The 21,338-nt window shown below is 64.7% G+C and carries 16 protein-coding genes; 15 read left to right on the forward strand and 1 reads right to left on the reverse strand.

Annotated elements, in window-relative coordinates:
- Window positions 1-217: 217 nt before the first annotated feature.
- A complete protein-coding gene (gene cyaY / locus AC1Q9M_RS06295; RefSeq protein ID WP_291113827.1) occupies window positions 218-547 on the forward strand; it encodes an iron donor protein CyaY in 330 nt (109 codons plus the stop codon).
- On the opposite strand, the gene AC1Q9M_RS06300 is transcribed toward cyaY, so the two are convergent.
- Window positions 537-2,963 carry a penicillin-binding protein 1A gene (locus AC1Q9M_RS06300; protein WP_444688452.1) on the reverse strand — a complete coding sequence of 809 codons (2,427 nt, stop codon included), beginning with the start codon at window positions 2,961-2,963 and terminating at the stop codon, window positions 537-539. The genes cyaY and AC1Q9M_RS06300 overlap by 11 nt on opposite strands.
- Before the next feature lie 268 nt (window positions 2,964-3,231).
- On the opposite strand from AC1Q9M_RS06300, the gene AC1Q9M_RS06305 reads away from it, so the two are divergent.
- From AC1Q9M_RS06305 to mlaE, 14 genes are all read left to right on the forward strand, one after another.
- On the forward strand, window positions 3,232-4,311 hold the full coding sequence (locus tag AC1Q9M_RS06305) for a pilus assembly protein PilM (RefSeq protein WP_291113824.1): 1,080 nt from the start codon (window positions 3,232-3,234) through the stop codon (window positions 4,309-4,311).
- Window positions 4,308-4,913 (forward strand): PilN domain-containing protein, encoded by a 606-nt coding sequence (locus AC1Q9M_RS06310; protein WP_382323343.1) that lies wholly within the window; start codon window positions 4,308-4,310, stop codon window positions 4,911-4,913. Before AC1Q9M_RS06305 ends, AC1Q9M_RS06310 begins: the two co-directional genes overlap by 4 nt.
- Before the next feature lie 17 nt (window positions 4,914-4,930).
- Entirely contained in the window at window positions 4,931-5,611 is a 681-nt protein-coding gene (locus AC1Q9M_RS06315; RefSeq protein WP_382325894.1) for a type IV pilus inner membrane component PilO, read from the forward strand.
- Window positions 5,608-6,162, forward strand: a complete 555-nt coding sequence (locus AC1Q9M_RS06320) for a pilus assembly protein PilP (protein ID WP_382323344.1) — start codon at window positions 5,608-5,610, stop codon at window positions 6,160-6,162. The genes AC1Q9M_RS06315 and AC1Q9M_RS06320 overlap by 4 nt, the downstream gene beginning before the upstream one ends.
- Entirely contained in the window at window positions 6,159-8,291 is a 2,133-nt protein-coding gene (locus tag AC1Q9M_RS06325; protein ID WP_492432952.1) for a type IV pilus secretin PilQ, read from the forward strand. Before AC1Q9M_RS06320 ends, AC1Q9M_RS06325 begins: the two co-directional genes overlap by 4 nt.
- Window positions 8,288-8,851, forward strand: a complete 564-nt coding sequence (locus tag AC1Q9M_RS06330; RefSeq protein WP_492432954.1) for a shikimate kinase — start codon at window positions 8,288-8,290, stop codon at window positions 8,849-8,851. The genes AC1Q9M_RS06325 and AC1Q9M_RS06330 overlap by 4 nt, the downstream gene beginning before the upstream one ends.
- A 45-nt stretch (window positions 8,852-8,896) precedes the next feature.
- Window positions 8,897-10,018, forward strand: coding sequence for a 3-dehydroquinate synthase (gene aroB / locus AC1Q9M_RS06335; protein ID WP_492432956.1), 1,122 nt, complete (start codon window positions 8,897-8,899; stop codon window positions 10,016-10,018).
- On the forward strand, window positions 10,018-11,208 hold the full coding sequence (locus AC1Q9M_RS06340; protein WP_444688447.1) for a deoxyguanosinetriphosphate triphosphohydrolase: 1,191 nt from the start codon (window positions 10,018-10,020) through the stop codon (window positions 11,206-11,208). Before aroB ends, AC1Q9M_RS06340 begins: the two co-directional genes overlap by 1 nt.
- Window positions 11,205-12,404 carry an MFS transporter gene (locus AC1Q9M_RS06345; protein ID WP_492432958.1) on the forward strand — a complete coding sequence of 400 codons (1,200 nt, stop codon included), beginning with the start codon at window positions 11,205-11,207 and terminating at the stop codon, window positions 12,402-12,404. The genes AC1Q9M_RS06340 and AC1Q9M_RS06345 overlap by 4 nt, the downstream gene beginning before the upstream one ends.
- Window positions 12,405-12,459: 55 nt before the next feature.
- A complete protein-coding gene (locus tag AC1Q9M_RS06350) occupies window positions 12,460-13,161 on the forward strand; it encodes a transposase (protein ID WP_382323349.1) in 702 nt (233 codons plus the stop codon).
- 190 nt (window positions 13,162-13,351) lie between these two features.
- Window positions 13,352-18,130, forward strand: a complete 4,779-nt coding sequence (locus AC1Q9M_RS06355; RefSeq protein WP_492432959.1) for a glutamate synthase-related protein — start codon at window positions 13,352-13,354, stop codon at window positions 18,128-18,130.
- 35 nt (window positions 18,131-18,165) lie between these two features.
- A complete protein-coding gene (locus tag AC1Q9M_RS06360; protein ID WP_382323350.1) occupies window positions 18,166-19,632 on the forward strand; it encodes a glutamate synthase subunit beta in 1,467 nt (488 codons plus the stop codon).
- An 89-nt stretch (window positions 19,633-19,721) separates the two neighbouring features.
- Complete coding sequence (locus tag AC1Q9M_RS06365) at window positions 19,722-20,549, forward strand: ABC transporter ATP-binding protein (protein WP_492432961.1); 828 nt, start codon at window positions 19,722-19,724, stop codon at window positions 20,547-20,549.
- Complete coding sequence (mlaE, locus tag AC1Q9M_RS06370) at window positions 20,546-21,328, forward strand: lipid asymmetry maintenance ABC transporter permease subunit MlaE (RefSeq protein ID WP_297397875.1); 783 nt, start codon at window positions 20,546-20,548, stop codon at window positions 21,326-21,328. The genes AC1Q9M_RS06365 and mlaE overlap by 4 nt, the downstream gene beginning before the upstream one ends.
- The last annotated feature ends 10 nt before the right edge of the window (window positions 21,329-21,338 follow it).

The following is a 21,338-nucleotide window of genomic DNA, read 5'->3' on the forward strand; positions in this document are numbered from 1 at the left end:
CATCGCTAGGCGTGCCAGCAGCACGCGTTACGGACTGGCGGAAGGGAAGGAGACTGCCAACACGGCCCCAGGCGCTTGCTCTAGCCCACGTGGCACACGTGGACTTCAACGAGCTGGAACGGGAGCTTGCTGGCCTTGAGGCGGCTAAGGACGCCGAGAAGAATCACGGCGTAGCCAACCTGATGCGCCAGCTGAAATTGGCAGGACGGACACTGTAATGACCGACACCGAGTACCAGGACCGCGCAGAAGCGCTGCTTCGGGCGATTGAACTGGCCTGCGACCGCATCAACGACGAGACCGATGCCGACGTCGACAACCAGCGGGTGGGCGGCATGATCACCCTGACCTTCGCCAACGGCAGCCAGATCATCATCAACCTGCAGAAGCCGCTGCACGAAGTGTGGATGGCTGCGCGTGCCGGTGGCTTCCACTACAAGCACGACGGCCGAGCCTGGATGGACACCAAGGGGCAGGGCGAGTTCTTTGCCCACCTCTCGCGTTGCGCCTCGGAGCAGGCCGGGCAGTCGCTGGGCTTCAGTTCCTGAAGAGGTCCAGGATGCTGCGGCGCTCTTCGGTGGGCCCTGCAGGGGGCTTGCTGATAGGGACACCGTTGGCATCCAGCTCGGGTGGCGCCCCGGTGGCTCCCGGCAGGGGATCTTGCAATCCCAGGCTGTGCACACCACGTCCTGGGCCGAACTCCTCGTAGTACCACTCGCCGCCGACGTTGATCACGCCGGAGGGCGCTGTGTAGGAGGCGACGGGAACGCCCTTGAGGGCTTCCGTCATGAAGGAAATCCAGATCGGCAGGCTCAGGCCGCCGCCGGTTTCTCGGCTGCCGAGGTTGCGCGGGGAGTCGTAGCCCACCCAGGCCGCGGCCACCAGCGTGGGCTGGTAACCGACGAACCAGGCATCCACCGAATCGTTGGTCGTGCCGGTCTTGCCGTACAGGTCGGTCCGCTTCAGGGTGGCCTGCGCCCGCGCGGCCGTGCCGGACCGGGTGATTTCCTGCAGCAGGCTGTTCATGATGAAGGCATTGCGAGGTTCGATCGCGCGTTGCTCTTCGGTGGGGCTCACTTCCGGCGCTTCGTACAGCAGCTTGCCCTTGTGGTCGCTCACCCGCAGGATGAGGGTGGGTGCAATGCGGTAGCCACCATTGGCAAACACGGCGTAGCCGGTGGCCATCTGCATCGGGGTGACCGAGCCCGCGCCCAGCGCCATCGTGAGGTAGGGGGGGTGTTTGTCGGCATCGAAGCCGAAACGCGACACCCACTGCTGCGCACTCTGCGTGCCGACCAGTTGCAGCACTCGAATGGACACCATGTTCTTCGACTTGGCCAGCGCGCGCCGCACCGACATGGGGCCTTCGAACTGACCGTCGTAGTTCTTCGGTTCCCAGGGCTTGCCGCCGGTTTCTCCCGCAGAGTAGAAGAGCGGCGCGTCGTTGACCACCGTCATCGGCGTCACGCCCTTTTCCAGTGCCGCTGAGTAGATGAACGGCTTGAAGCTCGAACCGGGCTGGCGCCAGGCCTGCGTGACGTGGTTGAACTTGCTCTTCTGGAAGTCGAACCCGCCGACCAGGGCAATCACCTTGCCGGAACGCGGGTCCAGCGCCACGAAGGCCGACTCGACCTCCGGCAGCTGTGTGATGCGCCAGACCTTGGGGGCTGTCTGCACGACGCGGATCACCGCGCCCGGCCGGATCTTGACGTTGGGGCCCGCTTTGTCGGACAGGCCCGACTGCACGGGCTTGAGGCCTTCACCGGTGATCTCGAACGGCTCGCCATCCTGGCGCACGGCCACCACGCGCTTGGCATTGGCCTCCAGCACGACCGCCGACAGCAAGTCGTCGTTGTCCGGGCGATCCGTCAGCGCTTCGTCGATGGCGTCGTCGCGCGCCGCCTTGTCTTCCGGCAAGTCGATGAACAACTCCGGCCCCCGGTAGAACTGGCGCCGCTCGTAGTCCAGCACCCCCTGGCGCACGGCACGGTAGGCCGCGAGTTGTTCGTTCGCCTTGATGGTGGTCGTCACGACCAAGCCTCGTGTATAGGCTTCTTCTCCATATTGAGAGACGATGGACTGGCGCACCATCTCGGCCACGAACTCGGCGTGAGGTCTGTTCGAGGGGTTCAATGCCCGCAGCTTCAGCTGCTCGGCCTTCGCCACTTCGGCTTCTTCGGGGGTGATGAAGCCGTTTTCCACCATCCGGTCGATGATGTGCAACTGGCGCGCGCGCGCGCGGCGCGGGTTCTTGACAGGGTTGTAGGCGGAAGGCGCCTGGGGCAGACCGGCGAGCATGGCCGCTTCCGCAATGGTCACATCCTTCAGGGACTTGCCAAAGTAGATCTGCGATGCGGCGGAAAAACCGTAGGCCCGCTGTCCCAGGAAGATCTGATTCATATAGATCTCGAGGATCTGCTCCTTGGTCAGCATGTGCTCCAGCTTGAACGTCAGGAGCACCTCGTAGATCTTGCGGGTGTAGCTCTTCTCGGCGGACAGGTACACGTTGCGCGCCACCTGCATGGTGATGGTGGACGCCCCCTGGCTCTTGGCCTGCCGCAGATTGGCGAGGGCTGCGCGAAGCATGCCACGGTAGTCGACGCCGTTGTGTTCAAAGAAGCGAGCGTCTTCGATGGCCAGCACCGCGTGCTTCATGACCGCGGGGATCTCGTTGATGGTGAGCAGGTTGCGCCGCTCTTCACCAAACTCGCCGATCAACGAGCCATCGGACGAGATCACACGCAAAGGCAGCTTGGGCCGGTAGTCGGCCAAGCCGGCCACCTCGGGCAGATTGGGATAGGCCACCGCGAGCGCGATGCCCACGGCCATCAACACGCACGCAACACCCGCCACCGCCAGTCCGGCCAGACCCACCACCAAGCGACCGGCCCAGATGAGTGCGGTTCGCCCAGTCAATACTGATGCGTCAGAGGGGCGAGGCGAAGAAGTGTCGTTCTTGGGCATGCAGTCGTTCAGAGCCGGAGCCCGTGATTATAAAAATCGGGATGGCGAGCTCAGATGGGCTCGGCAAGCATATTGTGAGTTGTTGTGTATTTCCCGGCCAAACGGCCGATGAAGCGGTAAACACCGGGTCCAGGATGCGTATGCTTTTGACAACGTTTCAGTTTGTCTCAAAGGCAAAAAATCTTTGCTGGACAAGGGGCTTACTGCTAGCATTCAAGTGAATTATTAAGTTTGGCGACGCCTGTCGCCATCATTTTTGGGGGCCACCTTGATCTCATTGGGGTCGTTATTCAGCCGGGAACCGGCGCCCTTGTTGGGCATCGATGTCAGCTCATCCAGCGTCAAATTGGTGGAGTTGAGCCGCAACCGTTCGGGCGACCTGGTGCTGGAGCGTTGCGCCATGGAGCCCCTGGAGCGAGGCTGGATCACCGACGGCAACATCGAGAAATTCGATGAGGTGGCCGAGGCGGTGCGTCGCGTGGTCCGCAAAAGCGGCAGCAAGACCAAGAATGTGGCGCTTGCTTTGCCAGCGTCGGCCGTGATCACCAAGAAGATCATTCTGCCAGGCGGCCTTTCCGACAAGGAACTTGAAGCCCAGGTCGAATCGGAAGCCAATCAATACATTCCCTTTTCGCTTGACGAGGTCAGCCTCGACTTCTGCGTCATCGGCCCGAGCGCCAATTCCGTGGGCGATGTGGAAGTGCTGATTGCCGCGTCGCGCAAGGAGAAGGTCTCGGACCGGCAAGGTTTGGCCGAGGCGGCCGGGCTCAAGCCGGTCGTGATGGACGTGGAGTCCTACGCTTCCCGAATGGCCGCAGGCCGCGTGATTGAAACTCTGCCCAACCAGGGCGTGGACTCGCTGGTGGCTCTGTTCGAGGTAGGCGCATTGACGACCAGCATGCAGGTGATGCGCAACGATGACGTGCTGTACGAACGCGATCAGGCCTTTGGCGGCGCTCAGCTGACGCAACTGATCGTGCGTCAGTACGGCTTTTCGTCGGACGAAGCCGAGGCCAAGAAGCGCTCGGGCGACTTGCCCGACGACTACCGTTCCGCGGTGCTCGACCCCTTCATCGAAAGCATGGCGCAGGAAGTCGGCCGTGCCCTCCAGTTCTTTTTCACCAGCACGCCGTACAACAAGGTGGACCACATTCTCCTCGCTGGTGGCAGCGCGGCGTTGCCGGGTCTGACCGAGGCCGTGACCCACCAGACATCGTTCGCCTGCATGGTGATCAATCCTTTTGACGCCATGGAAATGGCGGCTTCCGTTCAGGCGCGAAAGATGTCCCGCGAAGCGCCGTCGTACCTGACCTCCACCGGCCTGGCGCTGCGGAGGTTCTACCAATGATCCTCATCAACCTGTTGCCTCACCGTGAGGCGACCCGCAAGCGGCAAAAGGACCAGTTCTTCACGCAGTTGGGCTTGTCCGCGCTGTTGGGTGGGGTGATCTGCGGGGCGGTTTTTACCTGGTACCAGGGGCAGATTTCGGCGCAACAGGATCGAAATGCCTTTCTCCAGGGTGAAATCACGAAGCTGGATACCGAGATCAAGGACATCGCCAATCTGCAGCGCGAAATCGCCTCCTTGCGCGCTCGCCAGACGGCGGTGGAGAACCTGCAGGGTGACCGCAATCTGCCCGTGCACTTGCTGGATGAGCTGGTCGCGCAACTGCCCGATGGGGTCTACCTCACCAGCATGAAGCAGGACAACCAGAGCGTGTTGCTGGTGGGCGTGGCTCAATCGCAAGAGCGCGTCTCCGATCTGCTGCGCAATCTATCGAACAACAGCCCCTGGTTGGTGCGACCGGATCTGGTTGAAATCGTAGCGGCTAGACCCGCGGCCGGAGGCCGAGATCAGCGCCGCGTCTCGAATTTCACCATCCGTGTTTCGCTGAAGCGTCCTTCCGCGCCTCCGGCCTCCGCCGCGCCAGCTGCGCAGCGCAAAGTCTGAACAAGGGTCCGCGCAACATGGCCAGAACGCCCAAGATCGCTGTGGATTTCAAGGGAATCCAGGACAAGCTCAAAGCCCAGTTCACCGGACTGGATCCCAATGACCCCTCGCAATGGCCGGGTCTGCCTCGCAACCTGTTGTTTGTGGCGGTGTGCGTGGCGGTGGTCGCCGCGCTGTGGTTTGCCTGGCTCAAGAACTCGGATGAAGAGTTGATTGCCGAAAAGGCGCGCGAAGTGCAATTGCGCGAAGACTATCGCAAGAAGCTCGTGCAAGCCGTCAACCTGGACGCCCTGCGAAAACAGCTCGAGCAGGTGCAGCAATACGTGACGCAGCTTGAAAAGCAACTGCCCAGCAAGGCCGAGATGGACGCGCTGCTGTCCGACATCAACCAGGCCGGTCTGGGCCGAAGTCTGCAGTTCGAACTTTTTCGCCCGGGCCAGGTGAGCGTGAAGGAGTACTACGCGGAGTTGCCGATCGCGGTGCGCGTCACCGGGACCTACCATGACATCGGGCTGTTCGCGGCCGACATCGCGAACCTCTCGCGCATCGTCACCCTCAACAACTTGACCCTGACGCCCATCAAAGATCGTGAGGGTATCCTGACGCTGGATTGCACGGCCAAGACTTTCCGTTACCTCGACCAGCAAGAGATCGCAGCGCAGCAAAAGGCTGTCGCACCAAAGGGAGCCAAGCCGTGACGCACCGCCGATGGATCCCAACGGTCGCTGCTGTGTTGCTCGCATCGACATTGGCCGCATGTACTTCGTCCGGGCAGGATGAACTGCAGGTCTGGATGCAGACCGAGCGCAACTCGATCAAGCCCTCTGTCCAGCCCATCCCGGAGCCCACCAAGTTCGTTCCGCAGGCCTACCTGGGTGAACGCCAGATGCAGCCGTTCAGCGAAGAGAAGCTGGCGAGCGTGCTGCGCGGCAGCCAATCAGCGCCCGTGGTCAACGCGGCGCTTCTCGAGCCCGAACTGAACCGCCGCAAACAACCCCTCGAAGCCCATCCGCTGGACGCGATGGCCATGGTGGGCAGCCTCAACCGCGATGGAAAACTGGTGGCACTGGTAAAGGTGGACAGCCTGCTGTACCAGGTCAGGCCCGGCAACTACCTGGGGCAGAACTTCGGACGCGTCACGCGCATCACCGAGACCGAGGTGGTGATGCGCGAGATCGTGCAGGATTCGGCGGGGGAATGGATCGAGCGCGCTGCGGCGCTGCAATTACAAGAGGGTGCTTCTAAATGAACAAGCCAAACAGGGCAACGGGATTCGCAGCATTGGGGCGAGGAGTGCTCAGGGGGGCCGTGCTCGCCTGCATGACGTTGACCACCGTGTGGGCGCAGGCTCAAAACGCGATCCAATCGATCACGGGGGGCATTCAAGGGGGCGTGGAGGTCATCCGCATCAACACCACCCAGCCTTTGGCGGCCTTGCCCACGGGGTTCACCATTCAGGCGCCCGCGCGCATCGCTCTGGATTTCCCCGGCGTGGCCAACGCCATTGGGCGCAATGCGGTGGACATCAATGAAGGCAACCTTCGCTCGGCCAACGTGGTGCAGGCGGGTGATCGCACCCGCGTGGTCATCAACCTGAAGCAGTCGGCCGCCTATGAGGCCAGGATTGAAGGCAAGACACTGCTGGTGGTGTTGGAGCGTGCTCAACCGGTGACTGCCGCGACGGCGCCACCTTCGGCCTTTGCCGAAAACCGCAACCGCGACGTGGCCGCCTTGCGGGACATCGACTTCCGCCGTGGTGTTGGCAATGCGGGCCGTGTGGTGGTCGAACTGGCCAACAACCAGGTTGGTGTGGACATTCGTCAGCAGGGACAGAACCTGGTCGTCGAATTTCTCAAGACCTCGCTGCCCGAAGGCTTGCGCCGCCGCCTGGACGTCAGCGATTTCGGCACACCGATTCAAAGCGTGACCACCTCGCAGGCGGGTGACCGCGTGCGCATGGTGGTGACCCCGACGGGCAACTGGGAGCATTCGGCGTACCAGAGCGACAACCAGTTCGTGCTGGAAGTGCGTGAACAGAAGATCGATTCTTCCAAGCTGACGCAGGGCCCGGGTTACAACGGCGAGAAGCTGTCGCTCAACTTCCAGAACATCGAGGTTCGTTCGCTGCTGCAAGTCATCGCGGACTTCACCAACTTCAACATCGTGACCTCCGATTCGGTCACCGGCGCGGTCACGCTGCGACTCAAGGACGTGCCTTGGGACCAGGCGCTGGACATCATCCTGCAGGCCAAAGGTCTGGGCATGCGCAAGTCCGGCAATGTGCTGTGGATCGCGCCCAAGGATGAGATCGCGGCCCGCGAGAAGCAGGAGCTGGAGTCCAAGGTGTCGATAGAAAGCCTGGAGACCCTGAGAACGCAGGGCTTCCAGATGAACTACGCCAAGGCGGCCGACATCGCCGCGCAACTCACGGCGAGTAGCAGCAGCGTTTCCTCCGGGAGCGGGGCGGCCGGTGCGCGCATCCTGTCCGATCGCGGCAGTGTGATCTCCGAGCCCCGGACCAACCAGCTTTTCGTGACCGATATCGCGTCGCGCCTTGAGCAAGTGCAGGAGCTGATCCGCAAGCTCGACATCCCGATCCGTCAGGTGATGATCGAGGCGCGCATCGTGGAAGCCGATGACACCTTTGGCAAATCCCTGGGCGTGCGGCTGGGTGGCGGTGTCCGCGGCTTTGGTGTGGGCTCGGCCAACGGCAGCCCGATTCAGGGCAACTTCGGTTCGAACTACGGCGCCGCGTCGTCGCTCGGGGGCCCTACGCTGACGTCGGCGCCCTTCGTCAACCTGCCCGCCAATCCCAGCAACGCACAGGCGGCCTCTTTTGCACTGTCGCTGTTCAACCCGAGTGCGTCCCGCTTCCTGAGCCTTGAAATTTCGGCGCTCGAATCGGATGGCAAGGGTCGTATCGTGTCGAGCCCGCGTGTGGTCACCGCCGATCAGGTCAAGGCCTTGATCGAACAGGGCACGGAATTCCCCTACCAGACGGCAACCTCCAGCGGTGCCACGGCGATTGCGTTCCGCAAGGCCAACTTGAAGCTGGAAGTGACGCCGCAGATCACGCCCGAGGGCAACATCATTCTCGACCTCGACATCAACAAGGACAGCCGTGGTGAGTCGACGCCGGACGGTATCGCGATCAACACCAAACACGTGCAGACGCAGGTGCTGGTGGAGAACGGCGGAACGGTGGTGATCGGTGGCATCTTCGAGCAGACCGAACGCGATGAAGTCAACAAGGTGCCCCTGCTGGGCGACTTGCCCGCCGTGGGCAACCTGTTCAAGTCGCGCAACCGCGTCGCGAACAAGTCCGAACTCCTGATCTTCATCACACCACGTGTATTGGGGCGCGCGGCAATCAATTGAGCGTTTCATCGAGCTATCTGATCGGCTTGCCGGGATCCGGCAAGTCGACGGTCGGGCGGCAACTGGCCCGACGCCTCGCTCTCCCCTTCTTCGATTCCGACCACGTGATCGAGCAGCGCCTGGGTTGTTCGATCCGGGAGTTTTTCGAGCGGGAGGGCGAAGCGCGTTTTCGCGACCTCGAAGCCTCTGTCATCGATGAGTTGACGCAAGGACCGGTCGCTGTCGTGTCCACTGGCGGCGGGTCGGTCTTGCGGCCCGAAAACCGCGAGCACCTGCACGGGCGTGGCAAGGTCTTCTACCTGAAATCCACACCGGAAGAGGTGTACCGCCGACTGCGGTACGACCGCAACCGGCCCTTGCTGCAAGTGGAAGATCCGTTGCAGCGCATTCGCGACCTGTTCGACGTGCGCGATCCCCTCTACCGTCAGACCGCGCATTTCGTCATCGAGACCGGTCGCCCTTCGGTGGCCACGCTGGTCAACATGATCGTGATGCAGCTGGAGCTCGATGGGTCGGTGGCGCCCGCTTCCACGCGCCCACCAGTCCCCGGCGCGCCTTAGCGCTTTCCAGACCTTCGGGACGGACACCGAATAAACTCGGTGTCCATGACTTCATCGCACACGGCCCCGCGCACCCAACGGGTGGACATCGATCTCGGCGATCGCAGCTATGGCATCATCATTGGTGCAGGCCTGCTGGACGCACCCGAGAGTTATACCGATCTGCCCAGCGCCGCCAGCGCCATGATCGTCACAAACCAGACGGTGGGGCCTTTGTACCGGGACCGCCTGCTCGACTCTCTGGCGCAGCGCTACAAGGCGATTCACACCGTGGTGCTGCCCGATGGCGAGGCGTACAAGACCTGGGAATCGCTCAACCTCATTTTTGATGCCTTGTTGTCCAACGGTTGCGACCGCAAGACCGTGCTCTTTGCGTTGGGGGGGGGTGTGGTCGGCGACATGACGGGATTCGCCGCCGCGAGCTACATGCGTGGCGTCCCTTTCGTGCAGGTGCCAACCACCTTGCTCGCGCAGGTGGATTCGTCCGTGGGGGGCAAGACGGCCATCAACCACCCGTTGGGCAAAAACATGATCGGGGCCTTTTACCAGCCTCGGCGTGTGCTGTGCGACCTCGACGCGCTCAAGACCTTGCCCGAGCGGGAGCTCAGCGCGGGGTTGGCCGAGGTCATCAAGTACGGACCGATCGCCGACATGGCTTTCCAGGATTGGATCGAAAGCAACATGGACGCACTCATGGCGCGCGACGCCGACGCGCTTGCTTTCGCCGTGCGCCGCAGCTGCGAGATCAAGGCCTGGGTGGTGGGCCAGGACGAACGCGAGTCGGGCATGCGCGCGATTCTGAATTTTGGCCACACCTTCGGGCACGCCATCGAAGCGGGTATGGGTTATGGGGCTTGGCTGCATGGCGAAGCGGTGGGTTGCGGCATGGTCATGGCCGTGCGCCTGTCGGCGGCCCTGGGTCTGGTGGACACCGCTTTTGTCGAACGCCTGACCGCATTGGTTCGGCGCGCGGGCTTGCCCACGGTGGCGCCGGTGCTGGACGCCCAGGACAATGTGGGCCGCTACCTGGAGTTGATGCGGGTGGACAAGAAGTCCGAGGGTGGGGCCATCAAGTTCGTGGTGATCGATGCCCCGGGCCACGCCAGCATGCGCAGTGCCCCCGACGCGGTGGTGGCTCAGGTGATCGAAGCCAGTTGCCGGGCCTGATGGCCGTGCCGACCACCCCCCTGCCCACCGGGCTGGCGGATTTCGCCAGCGATCCGGCGCTCAGTCGGGGACGTCGCCATCCTGAGCCCGAAGCGCCGACCCGCACCGCGTTCCAACGCGACCGAGACCGTGTGATCCATTCGACCGCGTTCAGGCGGCTGGTCTACAAGACCCAGGTGTTCCTGAACCACGAAGGCGACCTGTTCCGCACGCGCCTGACCCATTCGCTGGAGGTCGCTCAGCTGGGTCGGAGCATCGCGCGCTCGCTGCGCCTCAACGAAGATCTTGTCGAGGCCATTGCCCTGGCCCACGATCTGGGCCACACGCCCTTTGGCCATGCCGGGCAGGATGCCCTCAACGCGTGCCTCAAGGCCGCGTCCGCGCAAGCGGTGCCCGGCGATACCGACAGCTGGGGGTTCGAACACAACCTCCAGAGTCTGCGCGTGGTCGATGAACTGGAAGAGCGTTACCCCGCCTTCGACGGTTTGAACCTTTGCTTCGAGACCCGCGAAGGCATTCTCAAACACTGCTCCCGGGCCAACGCCCAGCGGCTGGAGCAACAGGAGCCAGGCGGCGTGGCATCGCGGTTCCTGCAGGGGGGATCGCCCTCGCTGGAGGCGCAGTTGTGCAACCTGGCCGACGAGATCGCCTACAACGCGCACGACATCGACGACGGTGTGCGCTCGGGCTTGTTGACCCTGGACCAGATGGCCGACGTGGAGCTGTTCGAGCACTACCGCCGCACGGCCTTGAAGGCGCATCCGCAGCTGCAGGGGCGCCGCCTGTTGTTCGAGTCCATCCGTCTCATGCTCAGCGACCAGGTCTATGACGTGATCGACACCACGCGCGCGCGGCTCTCGACGGCGCAGGTTCACAGCGCGGACGCCGTGCGCGCGGGTCCGCCGCTGGTGGCCTTCTCCGATGGCATGAGGGAACGCTCGCAAGTGTTGAAAAGTTTCCTGTTTCGCAATCTCTACCGCCATCCGCAGGTGATGGAGACCACGGATCGTGCGCGCCGCGTGGTCAGTGACTTGTTCGATCGCTACATGAACGCGCCTGGCGAATTGCCCGAGGCGCATGGGCGCAAACAACACCTGGCCAGGGCGGTGGCCGACTACATCGCTGGCATGACAGACCGATTTGCCATCCGTGAGCACGAGCGCCTTTATGGCGCCGTGCTGTTCCCATGACGGCGTCTCCCGGCCTCGCTTCGCGGCCGCTGGCGGCCCTGGTGGTCGCCGTAGGCGTCACCTGCGCCTTGCACGTGGGCAAACTGCCGGTGGCCATTCCGGTGTTGCGCGAGAGCCTGGGATTGAGTCTGGTGCAAGCCGGGTTCCTGTTGTCGCTGGTGCAGCTGGCGGGCATGACGCTGGGCTTGGTGGTGGGGCTGATGGCGGATCGGCTGGGTCCTCGCCGCGTCATGCTGGCCGGCTTGCTGTTGCTGGCCACGGGGAGTGCGCTGGGTGCGCTGGCCCCCAACGTTCACGTGTTGCTGGCCACGCGGGTGATCGAGGGCATGGGCTTCCTCTCGGCCGTGTTGCCGGCGCCGGGCCTGCTGCGGCAGCGCGTGCACCATGCGCCCACGCTGTCCCGTTCGCTCGGCTGGTGGGGGGCGTACATGCCCCTGGGCACTTCGCTGGCCCTGCTGCTCGGCGTGCCCTTGCTCTCCGCCGTCGGTTGGCGCTGGGCCTGGTTGTTGTTGGCGCTGCTTTCCCTGTTGGCGGCGGTCGGACTGGCGAAATGGGTGACCCCGGACGCACAAGCGCAGTCCGCATCCAGCGCCACGGCCCTGGGCCCACGGCTTCGACGGACCCTGCGGGCGCCCGGCCCCTGGCTGATGGCGCTGGCCTTCTTCCTGTATTCGGGCCAATGGCTGGCCGTGGTCGGTTTCCTGCCGACGATCTACCACCAGGCCGGGTACACCGGCGCCACGGTGGCCGTGCTCAGCGCCCTGGCCGCGGGCATCAACATGGTCGGCAACATTGGCGGGGGCTGGTGGCTCGCCAGGGGCGCGCGCCCTGGTGTGGTGCTGGCGCTGGCCTATGTCGCGATGGGTGTGGGGGCCTGGGTGGCCTTTGGCGCCGAGGGTTACCCGGTGGCGCAGTACCTTGCGGTGTTGGTCTTCTCCGGGGTGGGTGGGCTGATTCCCGGGACGCTGTTTGGCCTGGCGGTCAAACTCGCTCCCGACAACGAGACGGTGTCCACCACGGTGGGCTGGATGCAGCAGTTCTCTGCCATGGGTCAATTTCTCGGGCCGCCGCTGGTGGCCTGGGTGGCCACCCTGGTCGGCGGCTGGCAATGGACCTGGACCGTGACAGGCGCTTCCTCCTTGCTCGGTGTGCTGCTGGCGGGGCGGCTGCAGGCCGCGTGGAGCGCCCGACCATAATCGGGGTCGGATTCCCTTCGGAGCCGCTTCGCGGCGACGCCCAACTGACCGCACCATGGCCCGTCTTCCCCGCCTGACCGTCGCCGGTTACCCGCACCATGTGATCCAGCGCGGCAACAACCGCCAGGACATCGTGCGCAGCGACGCCGACCGCGAGTTCCTGCTGGAGCTGTTGGGCGACAACGCGCGCAAGCACCAGGTGGCACTCAACGCCTATGTGCTGATGGACAACCATTTCCATCTGCTGCTCACGCCCGAAACGGCGGAGGGTGTACCGCTCATGATGCAGGCGGTGGGGCGGCGCTACGTCCGTTATTTCAACGACCTGTACCACCGCACTGGCACCCTGTGGGAAGGGCGCTACAAATCCACGCTGGTTCAGACCGAACGCTACCTGCTGGCTTGCATGGTCTATCTGGACTTGAACCCCGTGCGCGCTGGCCTGGTGGTGGACCCGAAAAACCATCCCTGGTCAAGCCATCGCCACTACATCGGGCAGACGCCGGACCGGCGGATCACACCGCCCGCCGTGTATTGGGGGCTGGGCAACACCCCGTTCGCGCGCGAAGCGGCGTACACCGAGTTGGTGCATGCGGGGCAATCGGTGGCGCAGCAGGGCGCCATCACCGACGCCACGCTGCACGGCTGGGCGCTCGGGGATGCGGACTTTGCCGCGGAGTTGCAAAAACGCACCCCGCGCCGGATTGCGCGCGGCCGCCCGGGCCGTCCCGCGTCCACCTCCTCCAACGAAACCTGACGCAAGGCTCCGAAGGCCTGGAACGCTTCATCAAAGCGTTTTTAATCTGTCCCCAATAAAACATCGATCAAATTTGTCGGGATTTAAATGGAATCTGACCCCATTTAATCTGCTTGGCATTGTTGTTGCAATGCAATAAGCTCGCAGTCCCGTTTTTGCATTTACGCCCACGAACCGAGAAGGAAGCGCCATGACCACGGCAGCCGAACAACAGCACCTCCAGCAACACGGTCTGTACGACCCTTCCCACGAGCACGACGCTTGTGGCGTGGGTTTCGTGGCCCACATCAAGGGCGAGAAGAGCCACGCCATCGTGAAGCAGGGTCTGAAGATCCTGGAGAACCTGGATCACCGGGGTGCGGTCGGCGCCGACAAGCTCATGGGCGACGGGGCAGGGCTGTTGATCCAGCTGCCCGACGCGCTGTACCGCGAGGAGATGGCGGCCCAGGGCGTGGTGCTGCCGCCGGCGGGGGAGTACGGCGTGGGCATGATCTTCATGCCCAAGGAGCACGCCAGCCGCCTGGCCTGCGAGCAGGAGATGGAGCGTGCGATCGCCGCCGAAGGCCAGGTGCTGCTGGGCTGGCGCGACGTGCCGGTCAACCGCGACATGCCCATGTCGCCCACGGTGCGCGAGAAGGAGCCGATCATCCGCCAGGTCTTCATCGGCCGCGGCAACGACGTGATCGTGCAGGACGCGCTGGAGCGCAAGCTGTACGTGATCCGCAAGACGGCCAGCGCCAACATCCAGCGCCTCAAGCTGACCCACAGCAAAGAGTATTACGTGGTCAGCATGAGCAGCCGCACGGTGGTCTACAAGGGCCTGCTGCTGGCCGATCAGGTGGGCACCTACTTCCGTGATCTGGAAGACGAACGCTGCGTTTCGGCCCTGGGTCTGGTGCACCAGCGTTTCTCGACCAACACCTTCCCCGAATGGCCGCTCGCCCACCCGTACCGCTATGTCGCGCACAACGGCGAGATCAACACCGTCAAGGGCAACTACAACTGGATGAAGGCGCGCGAGGGCGTGATGTCCTCGCCGGTGCTGGGGGCCGACCTGCAGAAGCTGTACCCGATCAGCTTCGCCAGCCAGTCCGACACCGCCACCTTCGACAACTGCCTCGAGCTGCTCACCATGGCGGGTTACCCGCTGGCCCAGGCCGTGATGATGATGATTCCCGAGCCCTGGGAGCAGCACACCACCATGGACGGCCGCCGCAAGGCCTTCTACGAGTACCACGCCGCGATGATGGAGCCCTGGGACGGCCCGGCCTCCATCGTGTTCACCGACGGCCGCCAGATCGGCGCCACGCTGGACCGCAACGGCCTGCGCCCGTCGCGCTACTGCATCACCGACGACGACTTCGTGATCATGGGCTCCGAGTCGGGCGTGCTGCCCGTGCCGGAAAACAAGATCGTGCGCAAGTGGCGCCTGCAGCCCGGCAAGATGTTCCTGATCGACCTGGAACAGGGCCGCATGATCGATGACGAGGAGCTCAAGGCCAACCTCGCCAACAGCAAGCCCTACAAGCAGTGGATCGACAACCTGCGCATCCGCCTCGATGATGTGGAAACGCCGGTGGCCGGCGAGTCCGCGCAAGAGCAGCGCATCACCGCCACCGAGCCGCAGTCCGCTGGCGTCGAGCGCGTGGCGCCCGAGCTGCTGGACCGCCAGCAGGCCTTCGGCTACACGCAGGAAGACATCAAGTTCCTGATGAGCCCGATGGCCGCCAACGGCGAAGAGGGCATCGGCTCCATGGGCAACGACAGCCCGCTGGCCGTGCTCTCCGACAAGAACAAGCCGCTCTACAACTATTTCAAGCAGCTGTTCGCGCAGGTGACCAACCCGCCGATCGACCCGATCCGCGAAGCGATCGTGATGTCGCTGGTGTCCTTCATCGGCCCCAAGCCCAACCTGCTGGACATCAACCAGGTCAACCCGCCGATGCGCCTGGAAGTGAGCCAGCCCGTGCTCGACTTCGCCGACATGGCCAAGCTGCGCGACATCGATGCCGTGACGCAGGGCAAGTTCCGCAGCCACACGCTGGACATCACCTACCCCGCGGCCTGGGGCCGCGAAGGCGTGGAAGCTAAGCTGGCCTCCCTGTGCGCGAGCGCGGTGGACGCGATCAAGGGCGGCAAGAACATCCTGATCATCAGCGACCGCGCCGTCAGCGCCACGCAGATCGCCATTCCCGCGCTGCTGGCGCTGTCCGCGATCCACCAGCACCTGGTGCGTGAAGGCCTGCGCACCACCGCCGGCCTGGTGGTCGAAACCGGCACGGCGCGCGAAGTGCACCACTTCGCCGTGCTCGCCGGCTACGGTGCCGAGGCCGTGCACCCCTACCTGGCCATGGAAACCTTGGCCGCGATCAGCCAGGGCCTGCCGGGCGACCTGAGCGCGGACAAGGCGATCTACAACTACGTCAAGGCGATCGGCAAGGGCCTGTCCAAGATCATGTCCAAGATGGGCGTCTCGACCTACATGTCCTACTGCGGCGCGCAGCTGTTCGAGGCGATCGGCCTCAACAGCGAGACCGTGGACAAGTACTTCACCGGCACCGCCAGCCGTGTGGGTGGCATCGGCGTGTTCGAGATCGCCGAAGAAGGCATTCGCATGCACAAGGCCGCCTTCGGCGACGACCCGGTGCTGGCCACGATGCTGGAGACCGGCGGCGAATACGCCTGGCGCGCCCGGGGCGAAGAGCACATGTGGACGCCCGACGCCATCGCCAAGCTGCAGCACAGCACGCGAGCGAACAACTGGAACACGTACAAGGAGTACGCGCAGCTCATCAACGACCAGAGCCGCCGCCACATGACGCTGCGCGGCCTGTTCGAGTTCAAGATCAACCCCAGCACCGCGATCTCGATCGACGAGGTCGAGCCGGCGGCGGAGATCGTCAAGCGCTTCGCCACCGGCGCCATGTCGCTGGGCTCCATCTCGACCGAGGCCCACGCGACGCTGGCCGTGGCCATGAACCGCATCGGCGGCAAGAGCAACACCGGTGAAGGTGGCGAGGACGCCCTGCGCTATCGCAGCGAGCTCAAGGGCATCCCGATCAAGCAGGGCCAGACCATGTCGGACCTGCTGGGCAAGGACACCTTCGAGGTGGACTACGAGCTGCAGGCGGGCGACTCCATGCGCTCCAAGATCAAGCAGGTGGCCTCGGGCCGCTTCGGCGTCACGGCCGAGTACCTCAACAGCGCCGATCAGATCCAGATCAAGATGGCGCAGGGCGCCAAGCCCGGCGAGGGCGGCCAACTGCCCGGTGGCAAGGTGAGCGACTACATCGGCAAGCTGCGCCACAGCGTGCCGGGCGTGGGCCTGATCTCGCCGCCTCCGCACCACGACATCTATTCCATCGAGGACCTGGCGCAGCTGATCCACGACCTGAAGAACGTCGCGCCGCACTCCAGCATCAGCGTCAAGCTGGTGTCCGAGATCGGCGTGGGCACCATCGCCGCGGGCGTGGCCAAGTGCAAGGCCGACCACGTGGTGATCGCGGGCCACGACGGCGGCACGGGCGCCTCGCCTTGGTCGTCCATCAAGCACGCCGGCAGCCCTTGGGAAATCGGCCTGGCCGAAACGCAGCAGACGCTGGTGCTCAACCGCCTGCGCAGCCGCATCCGCGTGCAGGCCGACGGCCAGATGAAAACCGGCCGCGACGTGGTGATCGGTGCCCTGCTCGGCGCCGACGAATTCGGCTTCGCCACCGCGCCGCTGGTGGTCGAGGGCTGCATCATGATGCGCAAGTGCCACCTCAACACCTGCCCGGTGGGCGTGGCCACGCAGGACCCGGTGCTGCGCAAGAAGTTCAGCGGCAAGCCCGAGCACGTCGTGAACTACTTCTTCTTCATCGCGGAAGAGGCGCGCCAGATCATGGCGCAATTGGGCATCCGCAAGTTCGACGATCTGATTGGCCGCGCCGACCTGCTGGACATGAAGCAGGGCATCGAACACTGGAAGGCGCGCGGCCTGGACTTCGGCCGCCTGCTGGCGCAGCCGATCGTGCCGGCCGACGTGCCGCGTTTCCACACCCAGCAGCAGGAGCACGGGCTGGAGAAGTCGCTCGACAACATCCTGATCCAGAAGTCGCGCGCGGCGATCGACAAGGGCGAGCGCGTGCAGTTCATCGAGGTGGCGCGCAACGTCAACCGCTCGGTGGGCGCGATGCTCTCGGGCGCCGTGACGAAGGTGCACCCCGAAGGCCTGCCGGACGACACCATCCGCATCCAGCTCGAGGGCACGGGCGGCCAGTCGTTCGGCGCCTTCCTCACGCGCGGCATCACGCTGTACCTGATCGGCGACGCCAACGACTACACCGGCAAGGGCCTCTCCGGCGGCCGCGTGGTGGTGCGCCCCAGCATCGACTTCCGGGGCGAAGCCACGCGCAACATCATCGTGGGCAACACCGTGATGTACGGCGCCACCACCGGTGAAGCCTTCTTCAGCGGCGTGGCCGGCGAGCGGTTCGCGGTGCGCCTGTCGGGCGCCACCGCGGTGGTGGAAGGCACGGGCGACCACGGTTGTGAATACATGACCGGCGGCACCGTGGTGGTGCTGGGCAAGACCGGCCGCAACTTCGCCGCCGGCATGAGCGGCGGCATTGCCTACGTGTACGACGAGGACGGCGACTTCGCCAAGCGCTGCAACACGGCCATGGTCAGCCTGGAAAAGGTGCTGTCCGCCACCGAGCAGGAAGCCACGCTGGACCGCGCCATCTGGCACCGCGACCTGAGCGACGAAGCGCAGCTCAAGAAGCTGCTGGAGGAGCACAACCGCTGGACCGGCAGCAAGCGCGCGCGCGAACTGCTCGACACCTGGGCGCAGTCGCGCGGCAAGTTCGTGAAGGTGTTCCCGAACGAATACAAGCGCGCCCTGGGCGAGATCCACGCCCGCAAGGCCGCCGCCGTCGTCACCACCAAGGCCCAGACCACGGCGAAAACAGCCACGGCGCCCGCCAAGTAAGCCCGCCGCACGCACGAACACGAAGGAATCGCATCATGGGAAAAGTCACCGGCTTCATGGAATACGAGCGTCTGGAAGAGGGCTACAAGCCCGTGCCCGAGCGCCTGAAGCACTACAAGGAATTTGTCGTCGGCCTCAATGAGCCGCAATCCAAGGTTCAGGCCGCGCGTTGCATGGACTGCGGCACGCCGTTCTGCAACAGCGGCTGCCCGGTCAACAACATCATTCCGGACTTCAACGACCTCGTGTACCAGGGCGATTGGCAGAACGCCATCACCGTGCTGCACAGCACCAACAACTTCCCCGAGTTCACCGGCCGCATCTGCCCCGCGCCCTGCGAGGCCGCCTGCACGCTGAACGTGAACGACGACGCCGTGGGCATCAAGTCGATCGAGCACGCCATCATCGACCGCGCCTGGGCCGAAGGCTGGGTGCAGCCGCAGCCGCCGCGCCACAAGACCGGCAAGAAGATCGCCGTGGTGGGTTCGGGCCCGGCCGGCATGGCCGCGGCACAGCAGCTCGCGCGCGCCGGTCATGACGTGACCCTGTTCGAGAAGAACGACCGCGTCGGTGGCCTGCTGCGCTACGGCATTCCCGACTTCAAGATGGAGAAGAGCCACATTGACCTGCGCGTCAAGCAGATGGAAGCCGAAGGCGTGGTGTTCCGCACCGGCGTCATGGTCGGCACCCTGCCCAAGGGCAGCAAGGTCACGAACTGGGCCAAGGAAACCGTCACGCCCGAGCAGCTGCAGAAGGACTTCGATGCCGTGCTGCTGACCGGCGGCTCCGAGCAGAGCCGCGACCTGCCCGTGCCCGGCCGCGATCTCGACGGCATCCATTTCGCGATGGAGTTCCTGCCGCAGCAGAACAAGGTCAACGCCGGCGACAAGCTCAAGGGCCAGCTGCGCGCCGACGGCAAGCACGTCATCGTGATCGGCGGCGGCGACACCGGCAGCGACTGCGTGGGCACCAGCAACCGCCACGGCGCGGTCAGCGTCACGCAGTTCGAGGTGATGCCGCAGCCGCCGGAAGAAGAGAACAAGCCCCTGGTGTGGCCCTACTGGCCGCTCAAGCTGCGCACCAGCTCCAGCCACGAGGAAGGCTGCGTGCGCGAGTTCGCCATCTCCACCAAGGAATTCATCGGCGAAAAAGGCAAGGTCACCGGCCTCACGACCGTGCACGTCGAGATGAAGGACGGCAAGCTGGTCGAGATCCCCGGCACGGAAAAGACCTACAAGGCCGACATGGTGCTGCTCGCCATGGGCTTCGTGAACCCGGTCGCCACCATCCTGGACGGCTTCGGTGTCGAGAAGGACGCGCGCGGCAACGCCAAGGCCAGCACCGACTTCACGGGTGGCTACGCGACCAACGTGCCCAAGGTGTTCGCCGCTGGCGACATGCGCCGTGGCCAGAGTCTGGTGGTGTGGGCGATCCGCGAAGGCCGTCAGGCCGCGCGCGCGGTGGACGAATTCCTGATGGGCTTCTCCGACCTGCCTCGCTGACATTTATCGAAACAAAACGGCGTCGAGGGTTTACCCCTGAATCCCGTATCATCCAAAAACCGGGCGCTGAACTGCCCGGTTTTTGTTTGATGCCCACCGACTCCACCCCCCCTCTGGTCGAACTGCGCAACCTGACCTTCGGTTACGGCGAGCGCGCCATCCTCGACAACATCTCGCTGACCGTGCCGCGTGGCAAGGTCACGGCGCTCATGGGTGCGTCCGGCGGCGGCAAGACCACGGTGCTGAAGTTGATCGGTGGTCAGATCCGCGGCCAGTCCGGCCAGACCCTGTTCGACGGGCAGGACATCACCACCATGGGCCCGAAGGCGCTGTACGAAGCGCGTCGGCGCATGGGCATGCTGTTCCAGTTCGGCGCCTTGTTCACCGACATGAGCGTGTTCGACAACGTGGCCTTCCCGTTGCGCGAGCACACGCAGTTGCCCGAAGCCATGGTGCGCGACATCGTGTTGATGAAGCTCAACGCGGTCGGCCTGCGCGGTGCACGCGACCTCATGCCCAGCGAGCTCTCCGGCGGCATGGCCCGGCGCGTGGCGCTGGCGCGCGCGATCGCGCTGGACCCCGAACTCGTGATGTACGACGAGCCCTTCGCCGGCCTGGACCCGATTTCGCTCGGCACCGCCGCGCGCCTGATCCGCCAACTCAACGATGCCATGGGTCTGACCAGCATCGTGGTCTCGCACGACCTCGACGAAACCTTCCACATCGCCGACCAGGTGATCGTGCTGGCCAACGGCAAGATCGCCGCCCAGGGCACGCCCGAGGAAGTGCGGCACAGTCAGGATCCGCTGGTGCACCAGTTCGTCAACGCCCTGCCCGACGGGCCGGTGCGTTTCCACCACCCGGGCCCGGAACTCCTGGAAGATTTCGGCCCCACCCGCCGGGGAGCACGCCCATGAATGCCCTGCATCCCGCCCGCGTGGGCCGTGCGGTGCGCCTGCAACTCGCCGGCATCGGCCATGGCACCCGCCTGTTCGGGCGCCTGGTGTGGCTGATGGGGGCCGCGCTGCGCCGGCCCTCGCTGGTGCGCGACCAGATCCATTTCCTGGGCAACCACTCACTGGCCATCATCAGCGTCTCCGGCCTGTTCGTCGGCTTCGTGCTCAGCCTGCAGGGTTACTACACGCTGCAGCGCTACGGCGCCACCGAGGCGCTGGGCCTGCTGGTGGCGCTCTCGCTCATGCGCGAACTCGGCCCGGTGGTCACGGCCCTGCTGTTCGCGGGCCGCGCCGGCACCTCGCTCACGGCCGAGATCGGCCTCATGAAGGCCGGCGAGCAGCTCAGCGCCATGGAAATGATGGCCGTCGACCCGGTGCGCCGCGTGCTGGCGCCGCGTTTCGTGGCTGGCGTCATCACCATGCCCTTGCTCGCCGCGGTGTTCAGCGCCGTGGGCATCGTGGGTGGCTGGGTGGTGGGCGTGCTGCTCATCGGCCTGGACGGCGGCGCCTTCTGGAGCCAGATGCAAGGCGGGGTGGACGTCTGGGCCGACGTGGGCAACGGCATCATCAAGAGCGTGGTGTTCGGCTTCGCCGTCACCTTCGTGGCCCTGCTGCAGGGCTTCGATGCGCATCCCACGCCCGAAGGGGTTTCTCGCGCCACCACCCGCACGGTGGTGGTGGCTTCGCTGAGCGTGCTGGCGCTGGACTTCGTCCTCACCGCCATGATGTTCAGCATCTGATTGGAGTGGA

It is taken from the genome of Hydrogenophaga sp. GW823-FHT04C09 (assembly GCF_058796355.1).